Origin of the sequence: Thalassoglobus polymorphus, assembly GCF_007744255.1 — a bacterium.
Taxonomy (GTDB): domain Bacteria; phylum Planctomycetota; class Planctomycetia; order Planctomycetales; family Planctomycetaceae; genus Thalassoglobus; species Thalassoglobus polymorphus.
This window is the reverse complement of sequence record NZ_CP036267.1, coordinates 2,154,217-2,181,128: the sequence shown is the minus strand read 5'-3', so window position 1 is coordinate 2,181,128 and position 26,912 is coordinate 2,154,217. Positions and strand designations below refer to the sequence as shown.

The 26,912-nt window shown below is 50.0% G+C and carries 17 protein-coding genes; 9 read left to right on the top strand and 8 right to left on the bottom strand.

Features of this window, described 5'->3' with window-relative positions; genetic code table 11:
• Positions 1 to 235 precede the first annotated feature (235 nt).
• Together Mal48_RS07990 and Mal48_RS07985 are read left to right on the top strand one after the other, a co-directional pair.
• Entirely contained in the window at positions 236 to 2,491 is a 2,256-nt protein-coding gene (locus Mal48_RS07990; RefSeq protein ID WP_145197785.1) for a nitric-oxide reductase large subunit, read from the top strand.
• Between the two features lie 68 nt (positions 2,492 to 2,559).
• A complete protein-coding gene (locus tag Mal48_RS07985; RefSeq protein WP_145197783.1) occupies positions 2,560 to 2,910 on the top strand; it encodes a cupin domain-containing protein in 351 nt (116 codons plus the stop codon).
• 270 nt (positions 2,911 to 3,180) lie between these two features.
• Here Mal48_RS07985 and cysK read toward each other — a convergent pair whose 3' ends face one another.
• On the bottom strand, positions 3,181 to 4,113 hold the full coding sequence (gene cysK, locus Mal48_RS07980) for a cysteine synthase A (RefSeq protein WP_145197781.1): 933 nt from the start codon (positions 4,111 to 4,113) through the stop codon (positions 3,181 to 3,183).
• A gap of 292 nt (positions 4,114 to 4,405) precedes the next feature.
• Here cysK and Mal48_RS07975 point away from each other — a divergent pair, with 292 nt between their 5' ends.
• On the top strand, positions 4,406 to 5,374 hold the full coding sequence (locus Mal48_RS07975; RefSeq protein ID WP_145197779.1) for a hypothetical protein: 969 nt from the start codon (positions 4,406 to 4,408) through the stop codon (positions 5,372 to 5,374).
• 192 nt (positions 5,375 to 5,566) lie between these two features.
• Here the strand turns inward: Mal48_RS07975 and Mal48_RS07970 are convergent, their stop codons facing one another.
• From Mal48_RS07970 to aspS, 3 genes are all read right to left on the bottom strand, one after another.
• Positions 5,567 to 6,361 (bottom strand): metal-dependent hydrolase, encoded by a 795-nt coding sequence (locus Mal48_RS07970; RefSeq protein ID WP_197442159.1) that lies wholly within the window; start codon positions 6,359 to 6,361, stop codon positions 5,567 to 5,569.
• Between the two features lie 282 nt (positions 6,362 to 6,643).
• Positions 6,644 to 8,275 (bottom strand): alkaline phosphatase, encoded by a 1,632-nt coding sequence (locus Mal48_RS07965; protein WP_145197775.1) that lies wholly within the window; start codon positions 8,273 to 8,275, stop codon positions 6,644 to 6,646.
• A gap of 546 nt (positions 8,276 to 8,821) precedes the next feature.
• Entirely contained in the window at positions 8,822 to 10,591 is a 1,770-nt protein-coding gene (gene aspS, locus Mal48_RS07960; protein WP_145197772.1) for an aspartate--tRNA ligase, read from the bottom strand.
• A gap of 439 nt (positions 10,592 to 11,030) precedes the next feature.
• On the opposite strand from aspS, the gene Mal48_RS07955 reads away from it, so the two are divergent.
• From Mal48_RS07955 to Mal48_RS07945, 3 genes are all read left to right on the top strand, one after another.
• A complete protein-coding gene (locus Mal48_RS07955; RefSeq protein WP_145197770.1) occupies positions 11,031 to 11,801 on the top strand; it encodes a hypothetical protein in 771 nt (256 codons plus the stop codon).
• A 441-nt stretch (positions 11,802 to 12,242) separates the two neighbouring features.
• On the top strand, positions 12,243 to 12,974 hold the full coding sequence (locus Mal48_RS07950) for a DUF6985 domain-containing protein (RefSeq protein WP_145197768.1): 732 nt from the start codon (positions 12,243 to 12,245) through the stop codon (positions 12,972 to 12,974).
• Positions 12,975 to 13,486: 512 nt separating this feature from the next.
• A complete protein-coding gene (locus Mal48_RS07945; RefSeq protein WP_145197766.1) occupies positions 13,487 to 14,473 on the top strand; it encodes a PEP-CTERM sorting domain-containing protein in 987 nt (328 codons plus the stop codon).
• A gap of 172 nt (positions 14,474 to 14,645) precedes the next feature.
• On the opposite strand, the gene Mal48_RS07940 is transcribed toward Mal48_RS07945, so the two are convergent.
• Positions 14,646 to 15,020, bottom strand: coding sequence for a response regulator (locus Mal48_RS07940; protein ID WP_145197764.1), 375 nt, complete (start codon positions 15,018 to 15,020; stop codon positions 14,646 to 14,648).
• Positions 15,021 to 15,121: 101 nt separating this feature from the next.
• Here Mal48_RS07940 and Mal48_RS07935 point away from each other — a divergent pair, with 101 nt between their 5' ends.
• Both Mal48_RS07935 and ftsH read left to right on the top strand, forming a co-directional pair.
• Entirely contained in the window at positions 15,122 to 18,034 is a 2,913-nt protein-coding gene (locus Mal48_RS07935) for a c-type cytochrome domain-containing protein (protein WP_145197762.1), read from the top strand.
• Between the two features lie 267 nt (positions 18,035 to 18,301).
• Positions 18,302 to 20,425, top strand: coding sequence for an ATP-dependent zinc metalloprotease FtsH (ftsH, locus tag Mal48_RS07930; protein WP_197442158.1), 2,124 nt, complete (start codon positions 18,302 to 18,304; stop codon positions 20,423 to 20,425).
• Positions 20,426 to 20,479: 54 nt separating this feature from the next.
• Here the strand turns inward: ftsH and Mal48_RS07925 are convergent, their stop codons facing one another.
• From Mal48_RS07925 to Mal48_RS07915, 3 genes are all read right to left on the bottom strand, one after another.
• Positions 20,480 to 21,064: an LOG family protein gene (locus Mal48_RS07925; protein ID WP_231739952.1), complete on the bottom strand. Its 585-nt coding sequence runs from the start codon at positions 21,062 to 21,064 to the stop codon at positions 20,480 to 20,482.
• A 91-nt stretch (positions 21,065 to 21,155) separates the two neighbouring features.
• Complete coding sequence (locus Mal48_RS07920) at positions 21,156 to 22,715, bottom strand: glycerol-3-phosphate dehydrogenase/oxidase (RefSeq protein ID WP_145205881.1); 1,560 nt, start codon at positions 22,713 to 22,715, stop codon at positions 21,156 to 21,158.
• A gap of 214 nt (positions 22,716 to 22,929) precedes the next feature.
• Positions 22,930 to 23,907 (bottom strand): HEAT repeat domain-containing protein, encoded by a 978-nt coding sequence (locus Mal48_RS07915; protein WP_145197756.1) that lies wholly within the window; start codon positions 23,905 to 23,907, stop codon positions 22,930 to 22,932.
• 291 nt (positions 23,908 to 24,198) lie between these two features.
• Here Mal48_RS07915 and Mal48_RS07910 point away from each other — a divergent pair, with 291 nt between their 5' ends.
• The gene (locus tag Mal48_RS07910) at positions 24,199 to 26,892 is read left to right on the top strand and encodes a HEAT repeat domain-containing protein (RefSeq protein WP_197442157.1); all 2,694 of its coding nucleotides are present in this window, start codon (positions 24,199 to 24,201) and stop codon (positions 26,890 to 26,892) included.
• The last annotated feature ends 20 nt before the right edge of the window (positions 26,893 to 26,912 follow it).

Below are 26,912 nucleotides of genomic sequence, written 5' to 3'. Positions count from 1 at the left end.
ACACCTTGACGTGAACATTTCAAGAGTTATTCTCAGATTCACTTTCAATCCGTTTTGGATGAACGACTTATTCTTTTTATGACCTGCGCAATGAGCGTTTTTTTCGTGAACGAAATCTACACCTGAACATGCAGTTTGTAAAAAAAATTCGGTTGAACGGATCAAAAGAAGTTACGGAACTCGTTGAAACACAAATCTACTGACAATCCTCTTGGGACAATTCAAAGGAAGAGCAATGCGGCGTTTATGGATCGCTTTTACACTTGTCATGGTCTTTTCATTCCTCGTTCTCGGTTGGATCGGGACGCGAATTTATCAGGAAATGCCACCTATTCCTGACCAGTTCGTTTCGACAGATGGAACGATCTTCATAGAGCAAGGTGAGATTTCAGCAGGGCAGAATGTGTGGCAGTCCATGGGGGGAATGCAGGTTGGGTCGATTTGGGGACATGGAAGTTATGTCGCTCCGGACTGGACGGCAGATTGGCTCCATCGGGAAGCGCTGTTCATTCTCAATCGATGGGCGGATGAAGAATTTCAGAGCGATTACGAAAACCTGTCAGAAGAGCGGCAAGGCCAACTGGTAGCTCGCTTAACGGAACTCTTGCACACCAACACGCTTGATGAATCGACAGGTGTTGTCACGCTTGCCCCGCTTCGGCTCGAAGCGTTTCAATCGAATCTCGATCACTACACCGATGTCTTCATGAAAGGAAATCCTGATTACGCGATTCCTCCGAACGCGGTCACCACTCCCGAACGCGTCCGTTTGTTATCAGTTTTTATCTTCTGGACGGCATGGGCTGCGTCGACCGATCGACCGGACGACATCTCCACTTACACAAACAACTGGCCGCATGAGCCACTCATCGGGAATCGCCCTACAGGGGACAACATCGTTTGGACGGGCGTAAGCATCATCGTTCTGCTCGCCGGGATTGCGTCGATGGCATGGTGGTACGCAGTCAAGCGATCCGAAGAGGAAGAACTGCCTCCTCCCGATTCGGACCCATTGGCGCTCTGGGAGGCAACCTCTTCGCAGAGGGCAACCATTAAATACTTCTGGGTTGTTTCCGCACTGATTCTTGTACAGATGCTACTGGGGGTCATCACCGCGCACTACGGGGTCGAGGGGGATGGGTTCTATGGTTTCCCACTTTCTGATTGGCTGCCGTACAGCGTAAGCCGAACCTGGCACGTTCAAATGGGACTATTCTGGATTGCGACAGCCTGGCTGGCAGCCGGTCTGTTCATTGGCCCTCTCGTCAGTGGTGAAGAACCGAGAGGGCAAGCACTCGGTGTGAATGTTCTGTTTGCTGCTTTATTACTCGTTGTCGTTGGGTCGCTGACGGGTGAATGGTTGAGCATTCAGAATAAGATGTCGGATGCAGTCTCTTTCTATCTGGGACACCAAGGATACGAATACGTTGACCTCGGCCGCGTTTGGCAGATTGGCCTGATGATCGGGCTGCTCTTGTGGCTGTTCCTGATGATCCGCGTCCTTCTCCCCGCCTTGCGGAAGACTGGCGAAACTCGACAACTTGTGGCGTTACTGGCTGTCGCAACAGGGGCGATTGCACTCTTCTACGGAGCGGGGTTAACCTGGGGTAGACATACACACTTATCGATTGTGGAATACTGGCGCTGGTGGGTCGTGCACTTGTGGGTGGAAGGATTCTTTGAGGTTTTCGCCACGACTGTGATTGCCTTTCTCTTCATGCGTCTGAATCTCATTCGTCCGGGAATCGCAGCGGCTGCAGCATTGCTCTCAGCGACGATCTTCCTCGCTGGCGGAATTATCGGGACATGCCACCACCTGTATTTCTCAGGAACACCGACCGTTGCACTTGTGTGGGGGTCTGTCTTCAGCGCGTTGGAGGTCGTCCCGCTGGTTCTGGTCGGTTTTGATGCCACCGAAGATTTGCGGCGCTCGAGAACATCTCCATGGGTCCAAAGATATAAATGGCCGATCTACTTCTTTATCTCAGTCGCTTTCTGGAATATGTTCGGTGCGGGACTGTTCGGTTTCATGATCAATCCGCCCATTGCTCTGTACTACATGCAAGGTTTAAACACGACACCGCTCCACGGCCATGCTGCGTTATTTGGAGTCTACGGAATGTTGGGGATCGGCCTGATGCTGGTCTGCTTGCGAGTTCTGATTCCGGGACGAGAATGGAAAGATGGCATGTTGAGATTCTCGTTCTGGTCTCTCAACGGCGGCTTAATGGCAATGTGTATTCTGAGTCTGTTGCCCGTTGGGCTCATGCAGACGAAAGCGTCTGTGGAGCACAGTTACTGGTATGCTCGAAGTAGTGAATTCATGCAAACAGACTTGATGCAAACTCTTCGCTGGATGCGAGTCCCGGGAGATACAATCTTCTTCTTAGGAGCGGTTGCGCTAGTGCTGTTTGTCGCAGGCTTACGTACCGGTCATTCATTCCGTACCAACGGAGCTGAAGTGACGGAGCGTCATCCCGAAGAAAACTAACCAACGTTTCCGTTCAGACGAATCGGGTCAGTTGACGCGATTTGAAACCCATGAAGTAAGGAGAAAAAATGGCAATCTCACATGCACAACCGGGTGAAATTATTGATGTTCGTCCCTTGGGGGAGAACCTGCAGAAGGCATCGACCAAAGCACTTGTGAAAACAGGGACTCTCGAAGTCATCCGCATGGTGCTTCCCGCAGGGAAGGTACTGAAAGATCACTCCGCACCTGGCGAAATTCTTGTCCAATGCATCGAAGGAAAGTTTGCGTTCACAACGATGGGAGAAACAAAGCATCTCGAAGCGGGTGAAATGTTGTATCTCTCGACAGCCGAACAACATTCCGTCGAAGCAATTGAAGACTCGTCGTTCTTGTTGACGATTCTACTTCCTGGAAAAGACGCGTCATCATCAGCTTGAAGATACAACTCGATAAAGCTTCGACCTCGCTTTTGCAAAAACAAAAAACGCCGAGGAGACGAAATGTCTCTCCGGCGTTTTTTAGAGCATCTTTCGAATTAGTTTGCAGGTTCTGCCTCGTGGCGAACAGTAATTTTACTAGTGAAATGGGTTCTTCACGGGAACACGGTAGAGCAAGCTGCTCTAAGAACTACAACTCCTGCTGAATGACTCGAATTCGTAGGGACTTCAAGATTTTTCAGGAGCAATATCGAAAATGCTGGGCACGAGTTAATCCCGGCAGTGATCGAAGAGGGAAGTTGACAAGTAACGCTCTCCGCTATCGGGGAGGATTACGACAATGTTTTTATCCTTACTCTCCGGACGGGCAGCGATTCGCAAAGCGGCAGCCATGGCTGCTCCGCCGCTGATTCCGCAAGTGATTCCTTCTTCAGAAGCGACACGAGGAGCCATCTCGAAAGATTCTTCATCGGTGACCTGAACAACTTCATCGACCATATTCATGTCTAGAGTATTCGGGATAAAACCAGCTCCGAGCCCCTGAATTTTGTGCTTTCCAGGTGCACCGCCCGAGAGCACCGGACTCGCAGCCGGCTCGACAGCGACCGCGTGCAGGGCGTGCCCTTTTGCTTCTTTGAAGTACCGAGACACACCTGTAATTGTTCCTCCAGTGCCAACACCGGAAACCAGAATATCGACTTTCCCGTCCATGGCTTCCCAGATTTCGGGACCTGTAGTTTTGAAATGAATTTCTGGATTCGCAGGATTATTAAACTGTTGCGGCATGTAATAATCGGCTTGTTGCGAGAGCTCTTCCGCTTTGGAAATCGCACCGCCCATGCCATCTGCTCCGGGAGTCAGCATCAAAGTTGCCCCGAAACTTTTCAGCATCAATCGGCGTTCGACAGACATTGTATCCGGCATCGTCAAGGTGAGTGGATAGCCTTTTGCAGCACAAACGAATGCGAGCGCGATCCCGGTGTTTCCGCTCGTAGGCTCGACGACTTTCATTCCTGGCTTGAGAACTCCACGTTCTTCTGCATCGGCAATCATCGCAGCACCGATACGGCACTTGACCGAATAGGCAGGGTTACGCCCTTCAGTTTTCGCAAGTACGGTCCCGTTGAGGCCCTTCGTCAGATGGTTGATTCGAACCAATGGTGTCCGTCCGATGGCTTCCGCGTTGTCTTTAAAGAAATGCATTCTCCGACTCCTTCCACTCAATGTTAGAAAAAACGCTTGATGCGTAACCGAATTATCGTTGCTGCAGAACATGCAAACAAGACGAAATTCATTCGAGACGTTTTCCGGCCTGTTTTTTCTCTCAAAACGGAGATGAACCATCCGGACTGAGCGTCCTTTTGCATAGATCGGAATTTCGACTGACGGAATCGCAGTGACTTTGCCGATTATTCTGGAAGTACGGTTCCATCACAGCTGGGGGGCATCCAGCTTCGGTAATTCTTGCCGAGTCGGACTGTCAAGGGGGGGACGAATGGAAACGCTGCGCGCACAAATTGTCGGGGGACTCTGGTGCCTACTGAGTGTGGGGACCATTGCTGGCTCTGCCGGTTCGGCTTTCGCTGAAAATCGGCCAGAGACCGGGTCCGTCATTCCAATTGGGGAAACATCACAAGAGCAGGTTGGTTCACCAATCCTGATCAAAACGATTGAGACCGGCACGTCGAGTCGACGCGTTCGCCGGACCGCGGTCTCAGAGTTTCCTCTTCATCTGATGTCGCCTCAGTCTCAGGCGAATGCACAACACATTCTAAATAATTTAAGTCTGTATCGCCGGCTTCCTGTCATTGAACTTGAATCGGATCGGCGGTGCTATGAATTCTTTACGAACCACCCGGATGTCGCAGTCAGCATTTGGCGTGCGATGAACATTTCAAACGTTCAGATGAAAAGAGAATCTGAAACCCGATTTGAAACGGACACGCAAGACGGGACCCTTGGAACTGTTCACGTATTATTAAACACGCCTGAACACTACGTCGTGACCTGTCACGGAGAATTCAAAAGCCCAGCGATCAAAAAGTCGGTCCAGGCGATGGCCATGATGCACTTAAAACCGACCTTTCGGGAAAACGGAACAATCGTTCATCAGCTCGATTTGTATGTGTCGTTTCCATCGAATGCGATCGAGGCAATTGCGAGATTGATTTCGCCAGTCAGCAATCGAATTGCAGACCGCAACTTCGAAGAGATCAGCTTGTTCGTTGAAATGATGTCGATGGCGATGTCTCATCAACCGGGATGGGTCGAAAAAATTGCCCAGAATCTAGAGGGAGTCCGTTCAGAAGATGCTGACAAACTTCTTGCTCTCACCGCAACACTCTATGTTGAAACTGTGAAAAAAGAACGCATTGCATCGGGGATGGAGACACAGGTCTCAGACATTCTGCCCCCGGTCCAAACGGAAATCGCCATAGAAATGCCACCAGTTGCACCTCGGTGACACGAAGGTGACACGCTGGGCAATATGGCTCAGAGGTCGACTGAGTACTTGTGAAAAAAGAAAAGTCCGAAATAAGCCGGGATCATAGTCCCGGCTTATTATTTTTGAACCCGGCTTTTACTTGAACAGTACGGCTGCTGGCCTGCTTTTTTGCGGCCTGCCGGATCATTCCTAATCAGATTACTGCTCGTCTTATTGAAACTTCGGAGCATCTGAAAGTTCATCGCGAATATGGCGTGCTTCTTGAACTGCTCGCGACTCGACCGATTCCGGCAATAGCGTCTCGGGGGACTCTCCATCAATTTCTTCTTCCGCCGGAGCTGCCTGAAGTTCTCGAGTTGTCGAAATGACTCCCGCATCTTCCAACGTAACGAACGTCAGAAACATCAGCATGACGTATGTAAACGCTGACGGACCGAACTCTTTTCCCCAGAATTTAATTGCAGTGCCGGACGACTTCTTCAACCGGGGCATCGCTCCAGACCAGGTGATGGAATAAATTTCATCCAAAAGAAGATGCGAGAAAAATCCAACGGCAATCGCTCCTGCCATCAACCATTTTACGACAATGCTTTCAGTTGGATAAAAGAGATAAGTCACCTCGGCAGCGATCACGTTTGCCGGAATACTGTGGAACATTCCACGATGCACACTTAGCTTGGCGACAAACCAAGCTCCGCCATATCGAATGGCGAAGTACATCAGCAGCATCGTCAACATGACGGTTTCAGTATCCGTCGGCAATTTGGCCCATTTGAGAACGTTTCCGATCAAAACAAGTGGAGCAACGGCAGCAGTCAGCGAGAAGATTTCCTGTCCCGGCTTTCCGGTCGGTGAATCGAGATCGGGGAGCATTCCTCCGACACCGGCGAGATAACCAGCGAGTGCGCCTTGAGTTGGCGAAAATCCAAGTAGAAAGGTCGCTCCGAGTCCGTAACCGACTCCAAGCAATCCGCTAAAACCAACATGCTCCTTAAACGATGCCACTGCGTCCTCCATGACGCATATTCAAACGCGCGTCCTTCTGAAACGCACTTTGCTGGGCGGGCAGGAATGAATCATCGCAGAACGGAGCCATGAGCCCGTCGGAATCACCCGGATCGTGGTCCCGAGCGACGACTGCCTGACAACGACTTCTCTGCTGCTCGCCTTCAAATTTGCGTCCGTCGTAACGCAATTCGATCGCTGCAACACCTCTGACAGCGAGGTTGATTGAGCTTCAAACTCGCTGTTTATCACAGAGTTTCACAATTTGGCAACGGGAATGTCTTATTCCGCAGGTGAAACCAGCAATTCTGGCTTCTCCAGGACCAGAAAGTGACCATGGTCAGCTGTCACGATCATCACGGTCTCGTCCCAGGAGCTGTTTTTCTCAACCCAGTCTGTGACCACTTTGACCGCTGCATCTCCACTCATCACTGCGCCGGCAGAGTTGTCGATGTTGTTGTCGTGATTCGCCCAGTCGACATCTCCTGCTTCAACCATCAACCAGAAGCCTTTTTCATTTTTCTCCAGAACAGAGAGAGCAGCTTCGGTCATCTCACTCAGGGTTGGATTCTCTCTCAAATCCGCCTTACTGTATTTCTCAGCTGTTTTCTTACGTCCAATAGCTGGTTGAAAGTCGCCATCAGCTGTTTGATACGGCAAGTGCCCACCCTTGACTCCGAAAAAGCCAAAGAGACGACTCTCCCTGGCGATGGCTTCTTCCGCTTTTCCTTTGAGTTGCTCGGCTCCATCAACACCTTGCTGACGAATTGCGACGACGTACTTTCCTCCGTTGCGGAAATCGATTTCGCTCAGCGTTTGAGCTGTCAGGTACGCGTTTCCTTCAACAAAGTTTTTCCCTTGCCCGGAGTCCTTGCTGCGAACTTCTCCGTATCCTGCTCCGATCAGAACATCCACACCCGGAAGCGGTTGCTCTGGATGATTGACCGACTTCACTCCAAGAAGATCGTTCGTCAAGTCTTGATAATCGTGTCGCTTGACATTGTGTGAATATGCAGATGCTGGAGTGGCATGGCTGATTGGAACACTCGTAACAACACCGACTTTGTAACCTTCTTTTTGTGCCATATGAGCAATTGTGTCGACCATCTTCCCGTTGTGGTCAATGTTGATCGCAGCGTTATAAGTTTTGATTCCAGCAGTCATGCTGACGGCGGAACTGGCAGAGTCTGTGTATGGCTGACGTGGAGCCGTTTTTGTCTTCCGCCCCAAGAGATATTCTGGCTCTGCTGGAGTTTCCCAAGCTTGGGCTCCTGCAAATTCGTAGGCATAGCCGCCACGAAAAGAATTTGGGTCTTCGGAAATGGTCTGTTCATCAACATCGATTTTGACTTTATCAATGTAGGGTGCTGTTACCATCGTTGTGAACTGCGTCGTTCCGTCTGCCTCATAATCTTGAAAATGGAACCCGGTTCCGCGTCCCGATTCATACGCGATTTTATTCAGTTTAATGATGCTGGCAGATTGCGTTGTCTGCCAGTCCATTCCGTCGAAGACCACAAGGATGATGTTCTTCTTGCCAGCCTTGAGTGCCGCTTTCTGAATCCGGAACACGTCAGTCTGGTCCATATATTCTGCCTTGGGATTCAATGTTCCTTCTGGAACCTGCCCGTAAAGATCTGCCAGCTTCTTTTCAGAACGATAGAGACTATTTTTCCCCACATAGGATTGCAGGTGAATCCCCTCTCCAGAATTGAGTGTCCCGAAGGTGTACACGGGGATGAGCCGATTGGAATGGGTCCCCCAGAGCATGTATTCATCTTTTTCCCATCCCCAGTGACCAAACTCTGCTTTCCCATCTTTGATGGCGTTGGTTTGCAAGTCAAATATGTGGTCGGCATTCGCTTGTGGAATCAGCAGCGATGCAAACGTCAGCAACAGGAAGATACGGGGCATGAAGATCTCGGTGCAAAATTAAGGAGGGACATTATTGGCTCCAGTCGAATCTTTCACCAGAAGCTTGTCAAGATAAGCGAATAAAAGTTTTCGTTCTGGGAGAATTCAAAAGCTCGTTGCCATCGCAGAGCTTTATAGATTTCTTTGAGTTGGTGTTCACCAGAGGCATAACGTGAACACCAATTCAGAAAATGCGATATCAACGAGCAGCGCGCGTTTGGAATGATAGCCTCAAGCGATTCGAACGGGACAATGGTCCCGTTCTACGGGGAGTTTGCTTGTGACTTTTGTTGAGATTGTTCGCCAAGGCTTTTGGACAAACTCTTTGATCTCTTTGATCTCGTTGACCTTTTTGTTTTTTGAACGCGCATCCTTGGTTTTCGTCCGGGGTCACCTGTTCAACAGGCACCTGCCCAGCGGTTGCCGTGCTTGCATCACGGAGAGACCGCCTTCACAGGAGACTATTACTAGAACCGGTCCGAAAACCTCTGGAACCACCGCTTTTCTCAATGCTTGAGAGAGCAATTTCAGGTTTCAGGATGAGTTCTACTCTGGCAAGTCGACCTTGATATGCAAATCTCGCAGCTGATGGTCGTCGACAGTTGATGGAGCCCCCATCATCAAGTCGGATGCCTTTTGAGTTTTCGGGAAGGCAATGACGTCGCGAATGTTGTCGGTTCCCATGAACATCATCACCCAACGGTCCAATCCGAGAGCAATTCCACCGTGTGGTGGAGCTCCGTATCGAAGGGCTTGCAGCAGGAACCCGAATCGACGTTCAGCTTCTTCCGCCTCGATGTTGAGGAGGTCGAAAATTTTCTGCTGAACTGCAGGATCATGAATACGAATACTTCCACTGGCAGCTTCGTAGCCGTTGCAAACAAGGTCGTAGGACAACGCCCGAATCCTGGAAGGATCACTCTCGAAGTATTCGAGGTCATCCGGGTGGACTGCACAGAATGGATGATGCTCTGCGTCCCAACGGTTTTCCTCTTCGTTCCGTGTTACCAACGGGAACTCGACGACCCAGGCACAGTTCAATTCTTTGGGATCGTAAAGTTCGAGGTCTTTCGCAAGATGGTTCCGAAGCGCAGCGAGTGCGGCACAAGTCACTTCGTACTTGTCAGCGACGTAAACCAACAGGTCGCCATCTTCGCCCCCCATTCGCTCCACGATCGCCTTCTGCTCGTCCTCATTGAAGAACTTGGCGATCGAAGATTCAAGTCCATTCCCAACCACTTTGAAGTAGGCGAGACCTTTAGCTCCGTGTTCGCCGACAATCTTCTTCATATCGTTGTCGAGAATTCGTCGTGAGTATTTGTCCGCTGCTCCTTTGACGCACAATCCACGAACCTTGCCGCCACTGCCGACAGTGTTTTTGAAGACACCGAATCCGCTCTCTGCGACGAGGTCGGAAATGTCCGTGAGTTCCATGCCGAAGCGCAGGTCTGGCTTGTCGGTCCCGTAACGTTCCATCACTTCCGCATGTGTGTATCGTGGAAGCGGTGTTTTGAGTTCAGTTCCGCGAACATCTTTGACCATTCTGGCAAGCAGCCCATCGATCGTGCTGAGAATGTCTTCCAAATCGACGAATGACATTTCGATATCGATCTGCGTAAACTCCGGCTGACGATCTGCTCGCAAGTCTTCATCACGGAAACATCGTGCAATCTGGTAGTACCGATCATATCCGGCGACCATCAGGATTTGCTTGAACAGTTGCGGAGATTGCGGAAGAGCATAGAAACTGGCTTCATGAACTCGCGACGGCACAAGATAATCACGTGCTCCTTCAGGTGAGCTGCGACCGAGGATCGGCGTTTCGATATCGAGGAAACCGAGTTCGTCAAAATAGTTTCTGACCGAGGTCGTCAGCTGGTGACGAACTTTCATCATCTCCTGAAGCGCTGGGCGTCGGAGATCAATGAACCGGTATTGCAAACGCAGCTCTTCATTTGCCAAGTGCTCGCCACGCGGCTCGAACGGGGGCGTCAAGCTGCGATTGAGGATCTTCAAGTCGTTTGTGCGAACCTCAATGTCCCCCGTCGCCAGTTTGGGGTTCTTGTTTTCGTCTCCACGGCTGACGACTTCCCCGGTCACCTGGATGACATCTTCGTGACGAATGCTGGCAGCGAGTTTTTGGGTCTCGCTCGATTCCTCCATGCGAAATGCGATTTGAGTGATGCCGTAACGATCTCGCAAATCGACAAACACAACTCCGCCATGGTCACGGTATTTATCGGCCCAACCGCATAGTGTGACTGTTTGTCCAACATGGTCGGCACGAAGTTCTCCACAAGTCGCAGTACGTAACACGGAACTGATTTCCTCTAAATTACTGTTATTTGCCGACAGCGCAATCAGCGCAGAGTAGAAATGAGAAAGTGTTCAAAAGAACAGATCTCCGGCAAAACGAAGCGGGCATTATAGGGGACCATCCGCGTCACTCAATGTTGGTCTGCCGAATCCGTGGCGGTTTTCGGGGTTATGACAAGAAAAAGGTCGACGAAATCACGGAATCGTTCTTCATGAGGAGAGCAGATGGCCCATCTGTAGAACAATCTGTTCGTGAGAGTCGACTCATAGTGTTTCTTCGATTTATTCCACTTATGTCAAATGGGTGGCTGCCGGGTTGTGAACTCCTCGAATCTGACTGTGGTCAGTCGCTCCGAGTGGCCTTATTGGAACGATTTTCACGAACAGATGAGTGTGTGGCACATGCCGTGAGTTTGCGAAGGCCTGGGAGTGGATGATTATGTTGATTCGAAAAATCGTAATTTGTGCAGCCTTCGCAATCGGAATTCCAGCGACGGGTCACGCCCAATTTGGCATTCCCGGCTTCAATCCATGCAACCGCTGTGCGACGCCTCCTGCCCCGGTCGTTCGAGCACCTGTGTGCCCGCAAGTTCAAACAACATATCGCAAGGAACAAGTGACGACCTATCAACCGGTCACTCGCACGCACGTTCGCCGTGAAGCAGTCTCGGTCAATGTTCCAGTCACCACACATAAACAAGTGACTGTCGACGAAGGGGGCTACAAAATGGTTTGGGTCCCCAAGCTGACGACTAAAACCGTCGCGGAAACCAAGCTCCAACGGCAGGTTCAATACCGCGATGTCCCTTACCAGGTCGTCGAAAACGTTCCGCGAGTCCACACAAGACTCGTACCACAACAAACCATCAGTTATCGCGCACCACAAACAGTTGCCATTGCAAAACCATGCTGTCAGGGGAATCAATTCTCTGCTGTGCCAATTCCAATGACAACGACAGCTGCTGTCCCGCTTTCCCCGCAAGTGACAGCTCAAGCCCCAATTGCACCTGTACCAGCGGTCCCTCAACAGACAACTGCTCCGACCGATGATGGGAATTGGCAAAAAATCCCGCAACGAAAAGCTGAAGCGAGTTCGAAAATCGAGCTTCAGAGTTTCCAGAAACAAGTGACGACCGCTTCGCCAGCTCAGGGAATGTTCTCACGCCCCACTTCATCAAACTCGGCATTACGCGCCGGGCAGCTTCGCTAAGTGAAGGGCTCAGCAGGAGCGGTCGTGAATGACTCGTTCCCACTGCAACATCCCGACATTGATACCGATGTCGATTGAGAAAATTCAGTCAGATGGCTTACCATTGCCGACCATTTCACTGATATCGATCAATTCAATCTCACTTCGGTATGTCAAGCTCCAGGCACTCGAACTTATACCTGTTCGCCACTCTTTCCGGGACCTGTGTTGCCGGTTTTGGTTTCTCATTCTTAGAGAAAGCTGCGATTGGGCGGTTCGATCGAGATACTCCCTCGCCCCACTTGGTACATTGCTTTCAATTCAAAAACGGGTTGACGCTATACGCGATGCGGCTCTGCAAATTGATAAAGTGCCAGCGTACGCGATCTCAGTAGTCGATCTCTCATTTAACATTTTTGCGGTTCTGCCCCGCTGTACTGTACAAGTTACGAATGATCTCTCATGGCAAAAACCACTAACCACCCCGCATTTGGACGCTTGGTTCCTGATGATTTAGGGGAAGACTTAATGTGCTTCCGAAAGTTTTCCTCAATGGAAATCTTTTGGCATCCTGACAGCAAAAAACAGTTGCAGGACCTTGAACCGAAACATCGCGATCTCGTCAAAAAATGGGAACAACAGCCCGGCGAATTACCGCAGATCTGTCGCAACTTTGACGTCCTCGCTGCACTTCAGTCTTTGGGAGTTTATGAAGTCGGAGTTAGCCAATCGGAAGAGAAAGAGGCAGCAATTCCATCGCCTGCGCAGGTGACAGCTTGGGAAATTTTTATTGCGAATGAAAAAGAAATTTGCGAGCGAATCTGCGACGCCATTTTACGGTATTACCTCAACCTGCGGAAAACCGAACCGCAATGGTTTGAGGAGGAAGACGATTGTCCGGCATCTCCGGAATCGATTGAAGACCTCACCAGCTGCATCCGCTTTGATGGCATGAACCTCAGTCCGGAAACAATTCCGGGGTTGTCCTCGATCTCTTTCGGCTGGGAAGTCGACTGGGACATGGAACATGGCCTGCAAATGATCCTCCATGAAGGACAGCCCATCGCTATCGGCAACGACCTCTATTCTCCTGAAGACATCCTCACAGAAGCGAACTTCCAAAGAGAGATTTTCACTGAGGAAGAGCAGGCCGCATATCAAAACTTCGCAAACCTGGTAGAAACTTCTCACTAGATCATCTTTCGAATTGGTTTGCAGGACCTGCCTCGTGGCGAATAGCATTTTTATTAGAGAAATGCGTTCTTCACGGGCCCGCGTAGAACGCGTTGCATCAGAAAATTTGCTGATCGTCACAAAGCAGCATGCAAAGACCGGTTTTGACTTCTCTCTGGAATTCGTTGTTCTTCAATGATGCAGAAATGCAACAAATTGGGCAATCTGTCCCCAATGATTCAACGATCATTTCATGAAATGCTAAAAAAAACGATTGATATTCCGATTTTTTGTTGAATGCCGATTTTGGTGACTTATAACGTATAATGAAAAGTCGATTTTTATTGGTTGAAGAACGAACAACATCGAAATAGGCCAGTTTTGCTGAAGTTCAAATAGCAAGAGTTCGGTCTTGCGTCTCCAACCAGAGTTCGACCTCTACGTATGAATTTTGAAGAACAGGAACAGTGTGTCCTTCAAATTTATGATGCGTGGGCCCTAAATCGGTTGTTCTCCAGACAGATTGAATCAGCATGTCAGCGTCACTTCTGCGGTTTGCTTTTCTTCCAGCAGTCGCACTCGCGACAATCGTACCAAGTTGGAACAACATTTCTCACGCAGGTGTTATCTCTGGAGAAAGCTCAGCCTATGGGGTTGAGCTCAACTTGGGAATTTCTGTTGGTGAAATCTCAGTCATTACTGCGGGATTAGGACCATTCTCAACTTCTTCCGGGACGGCACCAGTTGCTTACAATATCTTTAACGACGACGACTCAGCAAGCGCTCTCGGAGCCTTAGATGTCGGCGGAGCCTTGGGAACAGTGAACTTCATTTCATTGGATACAGGATTACTCGAAACAACTTCAGTATCAAACGTTGATGGGGGACTCGGGGGGCGATCAACGACCGCGAGTGCAAGCGTCAACGATGTGTCATTGTCCATTTTATCACTCGTAGGAGTTGACCCTGCTATTACCGCAGAAACGTTTATCTCTCTGGAAGCGACAGCCGTTGAATCGGATGCTGCTGTCTCGGGCGACTTCAATGCACTCTCAGAGAGCGGTTCCACAACAATTGCTGGAGTTGGCGGAGTGGGTGAAACTCAAGCAGTCCTTTCTGTTTTAGGTGTGGAATTTGTACTCGATGCGTCTGCTCCAGCAAATACCCTCATCTCTATAGACAGCACGGTCTCAGGCTTGGCGAGTCTCCAAGGTTCTATCTCAGTCATCTTGAATGAACAACTCTACTCCGGCGATTCGCTGAGTTCACGAAGCATCGATGTGAACGCGATTCACGTGACATTTTCCGATGTGGGAGTAAATTTGGGTGCGTTAGGCATCGGACTTTTGAATGGAGACGTCATTATCTCACATTCAGAGGCTCAAATGTCAGCACTCGATACCAGCTCAGCTGTTCCTGAACCAAGTTCGTTCGTACTCCTCGGGATCGCTGCCCTCGGAGCTTTATCCCGACTCGTTTTCCGTCGAAGAAAGCAAAGCAGCGAACAGTTGGCAAGTTAAGCTCTACGAAGCATGAAACCATCTGCATCATCTCGAAACGAGCCATCACGAATATCGAGGGCCGTTAGATTCCCCGGGTCTGGAAAAGGTTGCCTCACCTTCAGAGTTTCATCAGCAGAAAATCATTGTGAAAGCTGTGTCTCAAGCTGTCTGAAGACGACTTTGCTGCCTCTTACTCTTCCAAAAACGGTTCCAGTTTATCAAGCGTTGATTGCAGTGTGAGTGCCGATTTTCCAAAACCGGGTTCAGCACCAGCTTCTATCGCGGATTGCTGGGCATCTTCGTAATTCGTGATCATCATCACTGGAACAGCAGCCAGTTCAGGATTGCTTTTCATTTTTTGAATGATCTCCAATCCCGAAGCGCCATCTCGATCCATCACGCGATTGACGAGGACTAAGTCGACGTCTCCACTCTTCAGGAGGTCGAGCGTATCCCGCATTCCATGAGCTCTCAGGACATCAACTTCAAAATTTTGCTTCAATAAACGTGTCAGAGACGAGTGGTCCGGATTGCAATTTCCGACGTCAAGAACTTTCTTGGTCATGAATTAGGTACTCATTCTTTGTGGTTTGCAAGCAGTTTCTTTACCATACTTCCCATCTGAACAATTTGATCTGTTAGGTTGATCTAATTAAGAGCTTTCAAATGAAAAGTATTGTCGCTGCATTTTGTGTCCTCTGCTTCGTGAATGCACCTGCATTCTCCGAAGCAGATCAGGCCACAGATCAAAACACAAAACAAGGCAGTGAGCAAGGGACTGCAGATGCAGCAGGTACAGTGAGCTACGAAAAGGATGTTGCTCCTGTCTTTCGAAAGTACTGTGCAGGCTGTCACAACGACCAAGAGAGTGAAGGAGAATTCTCGCTGGAATCCTACGCTTCGTTGTCGAAAGGAACTGAGAATGGCCCGGCATTTCTCGCGAAGAACCCGGAAAGCAGCAAGATCTACCGGCTGATGACAGGTGTTGCTGATCCGAAGATGCCTCCCGAAGACGAGCCTGCCCCAACCCAGGAAGAAATCGCGAAAATTCAACTCTGGATTGAACAAGGGGCGAAAGGACCGCAGGGGGCGACTCCAGACCCACTCGCATTACAGGTACCGACTATCGAATCAAAGACCGATCGACGCCCAATCACGGCGATGGACTGGTCAGCGAATGGAGATGCTCGCGCAATTGCCAGATACGGCGAAGTCGAAATTTCACGTGAACTCATCACGAAATTCATCGACGATGACAACAAAGTTCGTGAGTGGCTTCCAGTCGCAAAACTCAATGACTTTCCCGGGAAAGTGAACTCGGTGCATTTTTGCCTGGGCGGCAGCAAGGTGATCACGTCATCTGGAGTCGCTGGGCTGGGCGGAGTCGCAACGCTCTGGGAGTGGCCTTTGGAGAAGAAACTCCGGGAATTCAAAGGACATCGGGATATCATGTTCGATGCCGAGGTCTCTCCTGATGGAAAGATTCTGGCGACTTGCAGCTACGACAAAACAATCCTCCTCTGGGACATTCAGACAGGTGAGAAACGACTCGAACTGACCGGGCACAATGGAGCCGTTTACGATCTTGAATTCACACCCGACAGCCAACTTCTTGTCTCTGCCAGTGCGGACTCAACATGCAAAGTGTGGCGTGTCAGCGATGGCCTGCGGCTTGACACTCTCGGTCAACCACATAAAGAGCAGTACGCCGTAACAATCTCACCTGACGGTCGATTTGTGGCTGCGGGTGGTGCAGACAATCGGATTCGAGTCTGGCAACTGATCTCTCGAAAGTCGCCGCAAATCAACCCGATTTTGTTTTCACGATTCGCACATGAAGGCCCCATCGTCAACCTCTCCTACACGTCTGATGGAAAGCATCTCGTTTCAGTCGCAGAAGATAAAACAATCAAAGTCTGGGAAACCAAAAACTATACTGAAACACAACTGATTAAGAATCAACCTGAAGTTGCAATGGCGATGGCCATCGCTCCGGACGACAAGAAATTTATCACCGGTCGGCTTGATGGAACGGTTGAAGTTTTTGAGATTTCAAAACAAAAGCCTGAAGGAAAAGCTCCAACAACCAAAGAGGTGATTTCGCCGAAAACTCCAATGCCCCAAACGGCCCCGAAAACAGTCATGGAGCAAGAGCCGAACCAGACGGCTCAAACGGCCCAAACAGTGGCTCTCCCGGTCGCAATTCAAGGTGTCACGCATCTGGCAGACCAGAAAAGCGATGCAGACTGCTTCAAATTTTCTGCAAATGCGGGTGAAGAATGGGTCTTTGAAGTGAACGCAGCTCAGTCAAAATCGGACCTGGATTCCTTCATCGACATCCTGACCCCCGAAGGGGAGCCAGTACAACGACTGATACTGCAAGCTGTCCGAGACAGTTACTTCACATTCCGAGGAAAGACTGCCGATCAAACGACCGACTTCCGGATCTTCAACTGGAAGGAAATGGAACTCAACGAGTACCTTTACGCGAACGGCGAAGTGGTCAAGCTGTGGTTGTATCCACGTGGACCAGATTCCGGATTCAATGTCTATCCCGGAACCGGAAAGCGCTGGGGATACTTCGACACAACACCCTTGGCACATGCACTAGGTGAGCCTTGCTATATCGTTGAACCACACCCGCCCGGGACGGAACTGATCCCGAATGGACTTCCGGAGTTCAAAGTCTTCTACCAAAACGATGACGACGCACATCGGAAATTGGGCAAAGATTCGAAACTCTTTTTCACTGCTCCTCAAAGTGGTGAGTATGTTGTCCGTCTTCGCGATGTACGCGGAATCAATGGCGAGAACTTCAAGTACACGCTCACAATTCGACCACGGAAGCCAGATTTTTCAGTCACGCTGCTTGATAAATCTCCTACGATCGCTGCTGGCGGAACAAGAGAGATTCGACTGACAGCGGATCGCCTCGACAACTTTGAAGGTCCTATCGAGGTGAATTTCACCGGCGTTCCCGAGGGTTACTCCGTCACCTCACCAATTACGATTGAACCGGGACAAATCTCAGCTCGCGGTGTCATCCATGCTAGTGCCGATGCAAAGCCGCTCGCTTCTGATGCAATCAAAGATCTGAAAGTTGTCGCGACCACACAAATTGACGACAGGCCACTTGAACATGTCATTGCTGGCTTTACAGAACTGAAAGTGGATGCAAAACCGAAACTCTCACTTGAAATCGTCGCTGCCAAGGAGGGAGCACAGCCAGTGAACGCCCCGGAAAATGGACCGCTTGAGTTCGAAATTCGACCGGGCGAAACCATTATGCTTCAGGTCAACGCCAAACGCCTCAACTTCAAGGGAGAAATCTCTTTTGGAAAAGAAGAAGCAGGGCGGAATCTGCCGCATGGAGTCTTTGTCGACAACATCGGTTTGAACGGGTTGCTACTTCTCAGCGACCAAAGTCAGCGCGAATTCTTTATCACCGCAGCGAATTGGGTTCCAGAGCAATCTCGGCTATTCCATTTGACCTCTCCTGCTGCTGGGGGACATGCAACTCAACCGGTGATGCTCCATATTCGGCATGACTCAAGATCGAGTGTCACAAAAACAAAATAGCACTTTCTGATGCGAAACGTTTCACACCCCAGAGTCTGGTATCCGTCATCAGAACGCGTTGACGCCACACAGATTCGGACCTAGAGTTTCTCGATATCAATTGAAGATCACCGCTTTCGACAAATTCACCTGTTTCATGGTGGTTTCCTTCTATTGAGGGATGGAACCGCTGGCGTAGAAAGCGAACTTCACAACTTCATTGACTCCTCGCCACGAGGCAGAATGTGAAAAACAATATTAGATTTGCTTGAGCGAGGAGATATGGATATGAACGCAACCCCACCGGATGAATCAGGGAATGAGCCTCGCAAAAAATCGAAGAACGAGAAAAGTTCTGGGGCAACATTCTGGTACTTGTTAATCGGCAGTATCGTTCTAGTGATCGCCTGGTCCTGGGTGAATGAGCAATCTTCGGCAACCGATATCTCTTTCGGCAAGCTCATTAGCAAAGTGAAGTCCGGCGAGTACCACAAAGATAACGTCTTTGGTCTAAGACTCGGCACGCAGTACATCACATTTCAGGATCAACCACTCAAAAAACTGAACCTTGATGGAAAGAAGGCAGAGGAAGAATCCAAGGACGCAAAAACCGAGACAGAAGAGAAGGTCGCGGAAACCGAGAAGCAAGAGTCCGGCGATAAAGATTCAAAGCTGGAAGATGCGAAACCGGAACAGAAATTCACGACCCGGTATCGTGTCCCTGTCGGTGGGATTCCTGATGAAGATCGAGCCGCCTTGACCAATCTGCTTGAAGAAAAAGGAATCGACTACAACGGCGCAGCCCCGCGAACAGAGTGGGGAACTCTCGTATACATCCTGCTGATGGCGACGTTATTGATTATCTTTATCCTGTTCCTGAAGCGAATGGGTGGCCCCGGACAGGCAATGTCGTTTGGCCGCAGTCGCGGACGTTTAATGGCCGAGGATGATGTCAAAATCACATTCGATGACGTCGCTGGTATCGAAGAAGCAGTCGGTGAACTGCGAGAGATCGTTGAGTTTCTGCGGACGCCTGGAAAGTATCAGGCGTTGGGTGGGCGAATTCCGCGAGGCGTGCTTCTTGTGGGACCTCCGGGAACCGGAAAAACGATGCTCGCGAAAGCTGTCGCGGGTGAAGCGGGTGTCCCATTTTTCAGCCTGTCGGGATCAGACTTTGTAGAAATGTTTGTGGGTGTCGGAGCTGCTCGAGTACGCGATATGTTCGCCCAAGCCGTTCAAAAGTCTCCCAGTATCATTTTTATCGATGAGCTTGACGCACTCGGCAAAACGCGCGGGAGCGGAATGCAGGGAGGGCATGATGAACGTGAACAAACATTGAACGCTTTACTTGTAGAAATGGATGGCTTCTCGTCTGATCAAAGTGTAATTGTGATGGGAGCCACGAATCGGCCCGAAACGCTGGACCCCGCACTGATGCGACCAGGGCGATTCGACCGGCACGTCCTTGTCGACCGTCCAGACTACAAAGGCCGTGAGGCGATTCTTCGCGTTCATACTCAAAAGATCAAAATGGATGACGACGTCGATCTCGGACGGATCGCAAAGTTAACTCCTGGATTTGTCGGAGCCGATCTCGCAAACCTTGTGAACGAGGCCGCCTTACTGGCTGCTCGTGGGAACAAAAGTGCAGCCTCGATGCACGAGTTCGAAGAAGGGATTGAGCGTGTCGTCGCCGGGCTTGAGAAGTCGTCCCGGCTCATTCACGAAGACGAAAAACAGCGAGTTGCATACCACGAATCAGGACATGCACTCGTCGCAATGACGCTTCCACAAACTGATCCGGTTCACAAAATCTCCATTATCCCGCGTGGATTTGGCGCGTTGGGTTATATTCTGCAACGACCAGAAGATGACCGCTATCTGGTCACTGAAACGGAACTCACAAATCGAATTTGCGTGGCTCTGGGCGGAATCGCGGCTGAAGAAATCATCTTCGAAGAAACCTCATCAGGTCCACAAAATGACCTTGAGCGGGCCACCGAGTTGGCACGCCGTATGGTCATGGAATTCGGCATGAGTCCAAAACTTGGGCGCGTCAATTACCGCGAATCAAAACGCTCACCTTTCTTGAATGGAGCTCCCCAAGGTGGCGCGGACTTCATTCACAGTGAGCAGACTCTTCGGGAGATCGATCTTGAGATTCGCCGAATGATTGATGCCTGCATGGAAACAGCCCGAGAAATCGTAACTTCAAAACGCGATGTTCTGGAGTACATGACTCAGGAACTCCTCAAGAAAGAAGTCATGAATGCAGACGAACTCAAAGCCATCATGGACAAATTCCGCAAAGGTCCGGAACTCAAGCCGGGGACGTCACTCGCCAAACGCTCTTCCGAACAATCTGTGAGCAAAGAGGAATCAGACAATCTCAAACAGGGGACGGACGAATAAATTGCTTCTGAATGACTTGTTGGGCTCGCCTTGCCGGACACATTATGTTTCCGGTTAAACCCTGTTCTTCAAGATTTGCATGAGATCGTCGACCGATTCTGCGACATGGAAGAGTTCACGGTGCTTCTGGCTCATGAATTCTTTCTCAATCCCATGGTCAATGAGATTCAACAGCGATGAATAATACCCGTTGACGTTCAGGATAATAATTGGCTTCTGGTGAAATTCTAATTGTGCCCACGTCATAATTTCGCAGAGCTCTTCGAACGTGCCCAGTCCTCCGGGGAGGGCGACGAAGGCATCGGACAGTTCTGCCATCAACGCTTTTCGAATGTGCATCGATTCTACGATGTGCATATCCCGAACACCGGGGTGGGCCAACTCCCTTTCTTCCAGCGAGGCGGGAATCACACCAGTCACATCCCCATTTTTCTCCAACACCGCATCGGCAACGACACCCATCAGGCCGATGTGTCCCCCTCCAAAAACAAGACGAATCCCGGAGTCCGCCAGTCTGTGGCCTAAATCTTGAGCAGAGCTGGAAAACTGCGGATCGTTTCCAATATTCGATCCGCAAAAGACGCATACAGAATCAATTTTCAACATAATCTTCCAGAGCAAGTTGATGCGCAAACGCATTCCCAACGTGTATTGAAAACAAATCTCGAAATGAGTTCTTTGAGAACCTCGCGATGCTGAGTGAATCGGATTTCTCAAAAAATGTATTCCATTATGGGAGGAAGTGTTGAGCGATGATCTCAAACTTCTCCACTTGATCGGTCACCCAACTCTCATCCTTGTTGAGTTCTTGTGCGAGTCGCCGAGCGACATCAGGAGCAATTGCCAGCGTTGCCCGAGCATCAAGAAACAGGCATCTTGAACGCCGCGTCAACACATCGTCCAGAGTTTGCGCCATCTCATTTCGCGCTGCCCAGACAACCTCAGAGGGCCTGAGGCTGAGTGACTTCGAAAAGGGTTCTGCCCACGAAGGATGCTCAGCTTCCAGCTGTTCCAAAGCAACCAGGTCTGAGCCATAAGCACTGCGCGGGTCATCGACGTTCAAATTTTCCTGATGCCCGTGCAGCTTAAGATTTTTTGTCACACATTCTTTCGCAGGCAAATTCGCTTGCTTCACAGCGACGTCCACACAATCTTCCGCCATCTTCCGAACTGTCGTCCACTTCCCCCCTGCAATTGTCACCACGCCAGAAGAAGAGGTTTGAATGTGATGGTCCCGAGAAAGAGAGGCCGTCCGGCCAGCGTTGCTGTTTTTCACGAGGGGGCGGATGCCGGTATAAATACTCAAGACGTCACTGCGAGAGAGTGGTTTGGCGAGGTAATCTGCTGATGTGTCCAGTAAAAATTGAATCTCGTCCTCTTGAGCTGTCGGCTCCAGCACTGCCTCTGGAATCTCTGTGTCAGTTGTTCCGATGATGGCGTGGTCGTGCCACGGAATAATGAAGATCACTCGTCCGTCGGGAGTTTTCGGGACGATCATCGCTGCTTCGCCCGGGAAAAATGAAATCGGAACGACGAGATGAACGCCTTGGCTGGGTGCGATCATCTTCTCTGCATTCTGTTCGTCCAGTTTCCGGACAGTGTCAGAAAATGGACCGGTTGCGTTAATGACAGACCGAGCATGTGGAGCGAAGCTTTCTTCAGCCAGTTGGTCAGAGGCCTCAACACCAATCACCTTTCCCGAGCCATCCTTGAGAAATTGATTCACTTGAACATAGTTCAACAGGCAGGCTCCATGGTCAAAAGCCGACCGAGCCATGCTCAGTAACAATCGGGCATCATCAAACTGACCATCGTGATAACGAACTGCCCCCTTTAACTTTTTGTGCTGCAGCGCTGGGGCGACTTCCGCGACTTCACTCTTTGAAAGCCATCCGGAGCTTCCAAAACTGTCTCGGACTGCAAGAAAATCGTACAGCTTCATCCCCGTGCCATAAAAAATCCGCTCCCAAAAACTATGACAGGGAACAAGAAATGAACGGTCACGAACAAGGTGCGGAGCATTTCGGATCAGCCGAGACCGTTCCTGAAGTGCATCACTCACCAATGTCAGATTTCCCTGTTGTAAATACCTGACACCTCCATGAATCAGTTTCGTGCTTCGGCTTGACGTTCCTTTTCCAAAATCTGATTGTTCGAAGAGAAGGACATCAAGGTTTCGGCTGGCGGCATCGAGAGCAATTCCAATACCTGTTGCTCCTCCGCCAATGACGAGAAGGTCCCACGGTTCTTCCCGTTTCCGAAGAGCCTCAAGCGACTTCTCACGACTCATTTGCTCGACAGGCATGTGTGGGAATCCTTGTTCAGCTTCGCTCTTTAATGTTTGAATTGGCAACAATTCGCAGAAATCTGGCTTCCACTGGGGCAGCCAGCTCTCCGGAAATATCGCAACGGGACCGGCGTCCCGTTGAACAATACAATATTCTACCTGAGATCTGCATGCTCATGGGAATATCGCAATTCCACTAGCACCTTCATGAAGCGGTTCATTCTTGAGATTCAGTTTGAATGAGCTGAATGGCAGAGTTGGCAGCTGCTCCGACTTCTCCTTTCTGCTCAAACGCGATTTGTTTGAGCTTGGGAACAGCCGTCTCAGCTGCAGGACCGATGCGGCCAAGGAGTTCGACAACGGGAAGCAGGAGCTCCGGTCCTTCTGTCGTATCCAGTATCCTTGTCAGATCATCGACATGCGAGCTGGCATCTTCTCCGAGAACGGACAAGTTCATCGCTGCCATTTGCTGGAGCGTTGGGTCATCATGCTCCAGAAGAGTGACCAACACCGAGACTGCTTGCGGAGCTTCTTTCGGAAATTGTACGAGTGTGATGGCAGCGTTTGCACGTACGAACGGAACGGGATCTTTCAACGCCGAACGAAGCTCGGGAATTGCACCTTCTGCATCTGGACCAAACGAAATGAGAGTTGAGGCTGCCGTTTCTCGTTCGATGTTGTTTCCATTTTTGAGACGATCTGCCAGTAGCGGGACAACCTCTTCTCCTAAATCAAGCACCGCTTGGTGCGCCTGCTCCCATGCTTCAATCGAATTTGCAGGTGTCACAAGCTTCTCGAAGGCATCGACAAGGTTATTGTCGAACTCAACTTTTTGTGTTGGAGCTGAAGCGGCAGTCAATACTGGAACGGAAGCTCTCTCTACCTCGACGGTTTTCTTTTCTTTTGTCGACGGCAATTTCAGAGGCGCTCTTGCCGGAGTCTCAGGTTGAGCAAGCATGGTCTTCGAATTCGAGTTTTTGTTGTCAGAAGAGGCCGTTTCCTGAGTAGCGATAGAAGATGCAGAGGGAAGTGGAGCAGGGGGGGCGTTTTTTGCTTCTGTGATCCCCGTAGCCTTTGCCGGACTTGCCGGCGGAGCAGATTGATCGGCCCCTCCGCATCCGCTCAAGAAGGCAAAGCAGAAAGTGAGTAAAAGTGAAAAGTGACTGAGAGTCAATTGTTGAATAAGTTGTCGCATCAGTTCATCCGTGAAAACAGCGGAGTCCAGGAAAGCCTACCGAAGTCAGGGAGGTCAAAATCGAACTTCGTGAGACAATTGATACTCTGTAATTCACTCTCTTTGCAATGGAGGTTTCTTCGTACCCGTAAAACCATCAGGCCGAAGAAGGCTGTTGAGAGACAAAAATTCCTGGCGAATTGCCAGCGATTCTTGTTGATCTTTGAGCTGAATTCGATTTCGGACTCTCTCTTTTCAGGCAAGATGGGTAGAATATCCACTCGCATACTCAGAATTTGCAATGGTCGATTCATGATGGAAACTGATATCAATTGGCGAGTTCTTCTCGTTTGCTGGGTGTTCCTCTGCACATCGCTCCAGGGTGTGATCGTCGCTGAAGACGGCGAAACAAAACCCCTGAAAGTGGTTCCGGTCGATGAAGTGATCAAGGAAATCCGACAAGAATCGCGTCTTACCGGGGCGGACGAGCTCACGGCAGAGCTGGACAAACCGATTCAAATTTGGGTGAATCGGACATATCTTGGGACAGACAACGCCTATGCTGAATTCGGCATTCGTTACCTTGCTGTCAGACTGACCATTCTGAATCAGACCGAAAATCTCGTCACCATCAACGGCGAAGAGATTACTCTGACTGGCTGGGGAGAAACTTATGGACTGAAAGACCGTCCCGAGAAGTATCACTCGATGCCAGTGAAGCTGGATCGTGAAGTCCTTTCGATTAACGAAATGACGACTCCGCCCCAGTTGACCATTCCTGAAAAAAGTGCTGCTTCATTTTGGTGTCTGTTTTTGGAAGTCGAAAAGATCAATCAAATTTCAGAACTCAGCCTGACGATCCCATTAGAATCAGGCGGGCAGCTGATACATGATTTGAGATCAGAACAGCGAGCACGCTTGGGGCTGACATCAAAACGAATCGGTCCAGAGGGCTCGCTGGGGCTGCTGGAGATTCAAGGCTCATTGAATACGGTGAATGCTCAAGACCTTGCAGACGCACTCAAGAAACTTTCTGCTCAAAAAGTTCGGCGTATCGTCATTCGCTGGTCAAAAACTGCCTCAGAGATGGATGTGGACCTGGTCGACTGGCTGCTTCATCGGGCAACTCTTGAACCTGCGAATCAGCTCTATTCATTCTTTCCTGCATTTCCGGACATGCAGTATCTGGCGCTCGCAAATCTTCCCAACGTCAACGCTAAAGAGGAGATCGATGCGAGCCATCGACGTTTCCTTTTCGCTGACGTCGCTGATGCCGTACAAGCAAGTTTGAAAGACTTGTTTGCTGTGATCGATCCGAGATACATCGAACGTGAAATCAGGTCCGGGCACCCCCTCTCTCAACGTGCAGCACTGGTCTCACTCGAAACTCGACAGGACCTCGCGACTTTTGAAAACATCTACCCGATGCTGAGCGAGCTCTATGACACCGCTGATGAATCGACTCGACCTTTTGTCCTTCTGGCAATCGGTCAACAGAGCCATCCTCAGGCGATTCCAATGCTGGTCAACATCGCCACTCAAGAAGATCAGAAAGATGCCGTAGGTGCGATGGTTGCGCTGTTGAGGTCCAATCAACAAGCTGCTACGTCGTCCATCGAACGTTTGTATACCGAACAGGCAATGAATGTTCCTCCTGCGAAGCAAATTGAACTGCTGACCGAAAACTACCGCCGCGAATGGTCCCCGTACCTCGTTCAAGCGCTCTCGCACAAGAGTCCAGAGGTTCGTTCTGCAGCTCTAAAGGGACTGGTTGCTGTTGGCCATGAGCGATTGTTCGAATTTCTTGAAGCGGCACTTCAAGACGATTCTGAAGAAGCCCAAACTGTCGCATTTAATGCTTTGGTTGACATGGGGGACGCGGAGAGTGAACAAATTGCGGTCGATTATGCCTTGCTCCGTTTGGCGAACGGAGATGTGACCGAGAACGTCCTGGAGATTCTCCGCAGAACTCGTGATCAACGAGCCGCGACTCTTGTCCTGAATCAAATTTATCGCAGTAAGGAGAAAGCTGATCGCGAACAGCTCCTTGCGATACTGGAACATGTTGGCGACGAGCGCATCATACGTGACCTCTTAAAACATGAGGAAGAATTCGAACCAGAGGAACGAGTCCTGATTTACAATCTCGTTTCTGCACTAGCGATGCCAGAGTTACTCGAAGTTGCCAAGCGAGCTGTTCATGCCGAAGAACCAATTCTCCGCCAGACGGGGATTGCACTTCTCACGAAGGAAACCAGTGACGAAGCTGCCGAAGCCATCTACAGCTTGATGAAAGATGCAAATGAAGATGAGGCAACACAAATCTGCTATGCCCTCGGGAGGATTGGGACTCGCCGCGCAGAAGAACTCTTGAAAGATTACCGTCAGCAAAGCCTTGAGGCAAAAAACGAAAGTGGTCTGGATGCAGCAAATGATGGCATTCGCCTCTGGATGAGCCACTCCCCCGGTTGGAATTCGATTGAGTCTGCGTACTACCATTCGCGCGTCGAAAATTACGAAAATGCACTTACCTACTTTGAACTTGCTGTCGAAATCGATCCTGAACTGGGAGTTGGACATTCAGGAATCGGGAATACACTCCTGAAGTTAAAAAAGTTCGATAAAGCAGGCGAAGCATTCCAGAAAGCCTATGCGATAGACAACTTCGATGGTCAGGCCATCACCGGAATTGGCATCGTGAAGGCGATTCAGGGAGAAACGGAAGAAGCTGTTCAATTCACCCTCGATTCAACAGACAAGTTTCCCAAAGACGACATTTTCGCTTACAACACCGCATGCGTATTCGGTCGAGCGATCGAGTCACTCCGTAAAGTTCCCGATCTTTCCAAGACAATGCCCACCATCAAAGAGTATGAAACGAAAGCGATTCAGGCACTTGAAAAATCCATCAAGTATGGGTTTGAAGAATTCGACCTGATGCGAACCGACCCCGATCTGAATTCATTACGCGGGCTCCCTGAGTTTCAGAAACTTCTTTCGAATTGAGTCAACTAAGAATTTCTGAA

Coding starts and splice junctions, on each gene's coding strand:
- Mal48_RS07945 (WP_145197766.1), top strand. CDS start 13,487: ATGTCAGCGTCACTTCTGCGGTTTGCTTTTCTTCCAGCAGTCGCACTC.
- Mal48_RS07935 (WP_145197762.1), top strand. CDS start 15,122: ATGAAAAGTATTGTCGCTGCATTTTGTGTCCTCTGCTTCGTGAATGCA.
- Mal48_RS07965 (WP_145197775.1), bottom strand. CDS start 8,275: ATGCCCCGTATCTTCCTGTTGCTGACGTTTGCATCGCTGCTGATTCCA.
- cysK (WP_145197781.1), bottom strand. CDS start 4,113: ATGCATTTCTTTAAAGACAACGCGGAAGCCATCGGACGGACACCATTG.
- Mal48_RS07920 (WP_145205881.1), bottom strand. CDS start 22,715: ATGAGTCGTGAGAAGTCGCTTGAGGCTCTTCGGAAACGGGAAGAACCG.
- Mal48_RS07940 (WP_145197764.1), bottom strand. CDS start 15,020: ATGACCAAGAAAGTTCTTGACGTCGGAAATTGCAATCCGGACCACTCG.
- Mal48_RS07910 (WP_197442157.1), top strand. CDS start 24,199: ATGATGGAAACTGATATCAATTGGCGAGTTCTTCTCGTTTGCTGGGTG.
- ftsH (WP_197442158.1), top strand. CDS start 18,302: ATGAACGCAACCCCACCGGATGAATCAGGGAATGAGCCTCGCAAAAAA.
- Mal48_RS07915 (WP_145197756.1), bottom strand. CDS start 23,907: ATGCGACAACTTATTCAACAATTGACTCTCAGTCACTTTTCACTTTTA.
- Mal48_RS07955 (WP_145197770.1), top strand. CDS start 11,031: ATGTTGATTCGAAAAATCGTAATTTGTGCAGCCTTCGCAATCGGAATT.
- Mal48_RS07950 (WP_145197768.1), top strand. CDS start 12,243: ATGGCAAAAACCACTAACCACCCCGCATTTGGACGCTTGGTTCCTGAT.
- Mal48_RS07985 (WP_145197783.1), top strand. CDS start 2,560: ATGGCAATCTCACATGCACAACCGGGTGAAATTATTGATGTTCGTCCC.
- Mal48_RS07925 (WP_231739952.1), bottom strand. CDS start 21,064: ATGCGTTTGCGCATCAACTTGCTCTGGAAGATTATGTTGAAAATTGAT.
- Mal48_RS07975 (WP_145197779.1), top strand. CDS start 4,406: ATGGAAACGCTGCGCGCACAAATTGTCGGGGGACTCTGGTGCCTACTG.
- Mal48_RS07990 (WP_145197785.1), top strand. CDS start 236: ATGCGGCGTTTATGGATCGCTTTTACACTTGTCATGGTCTTTTCATTC.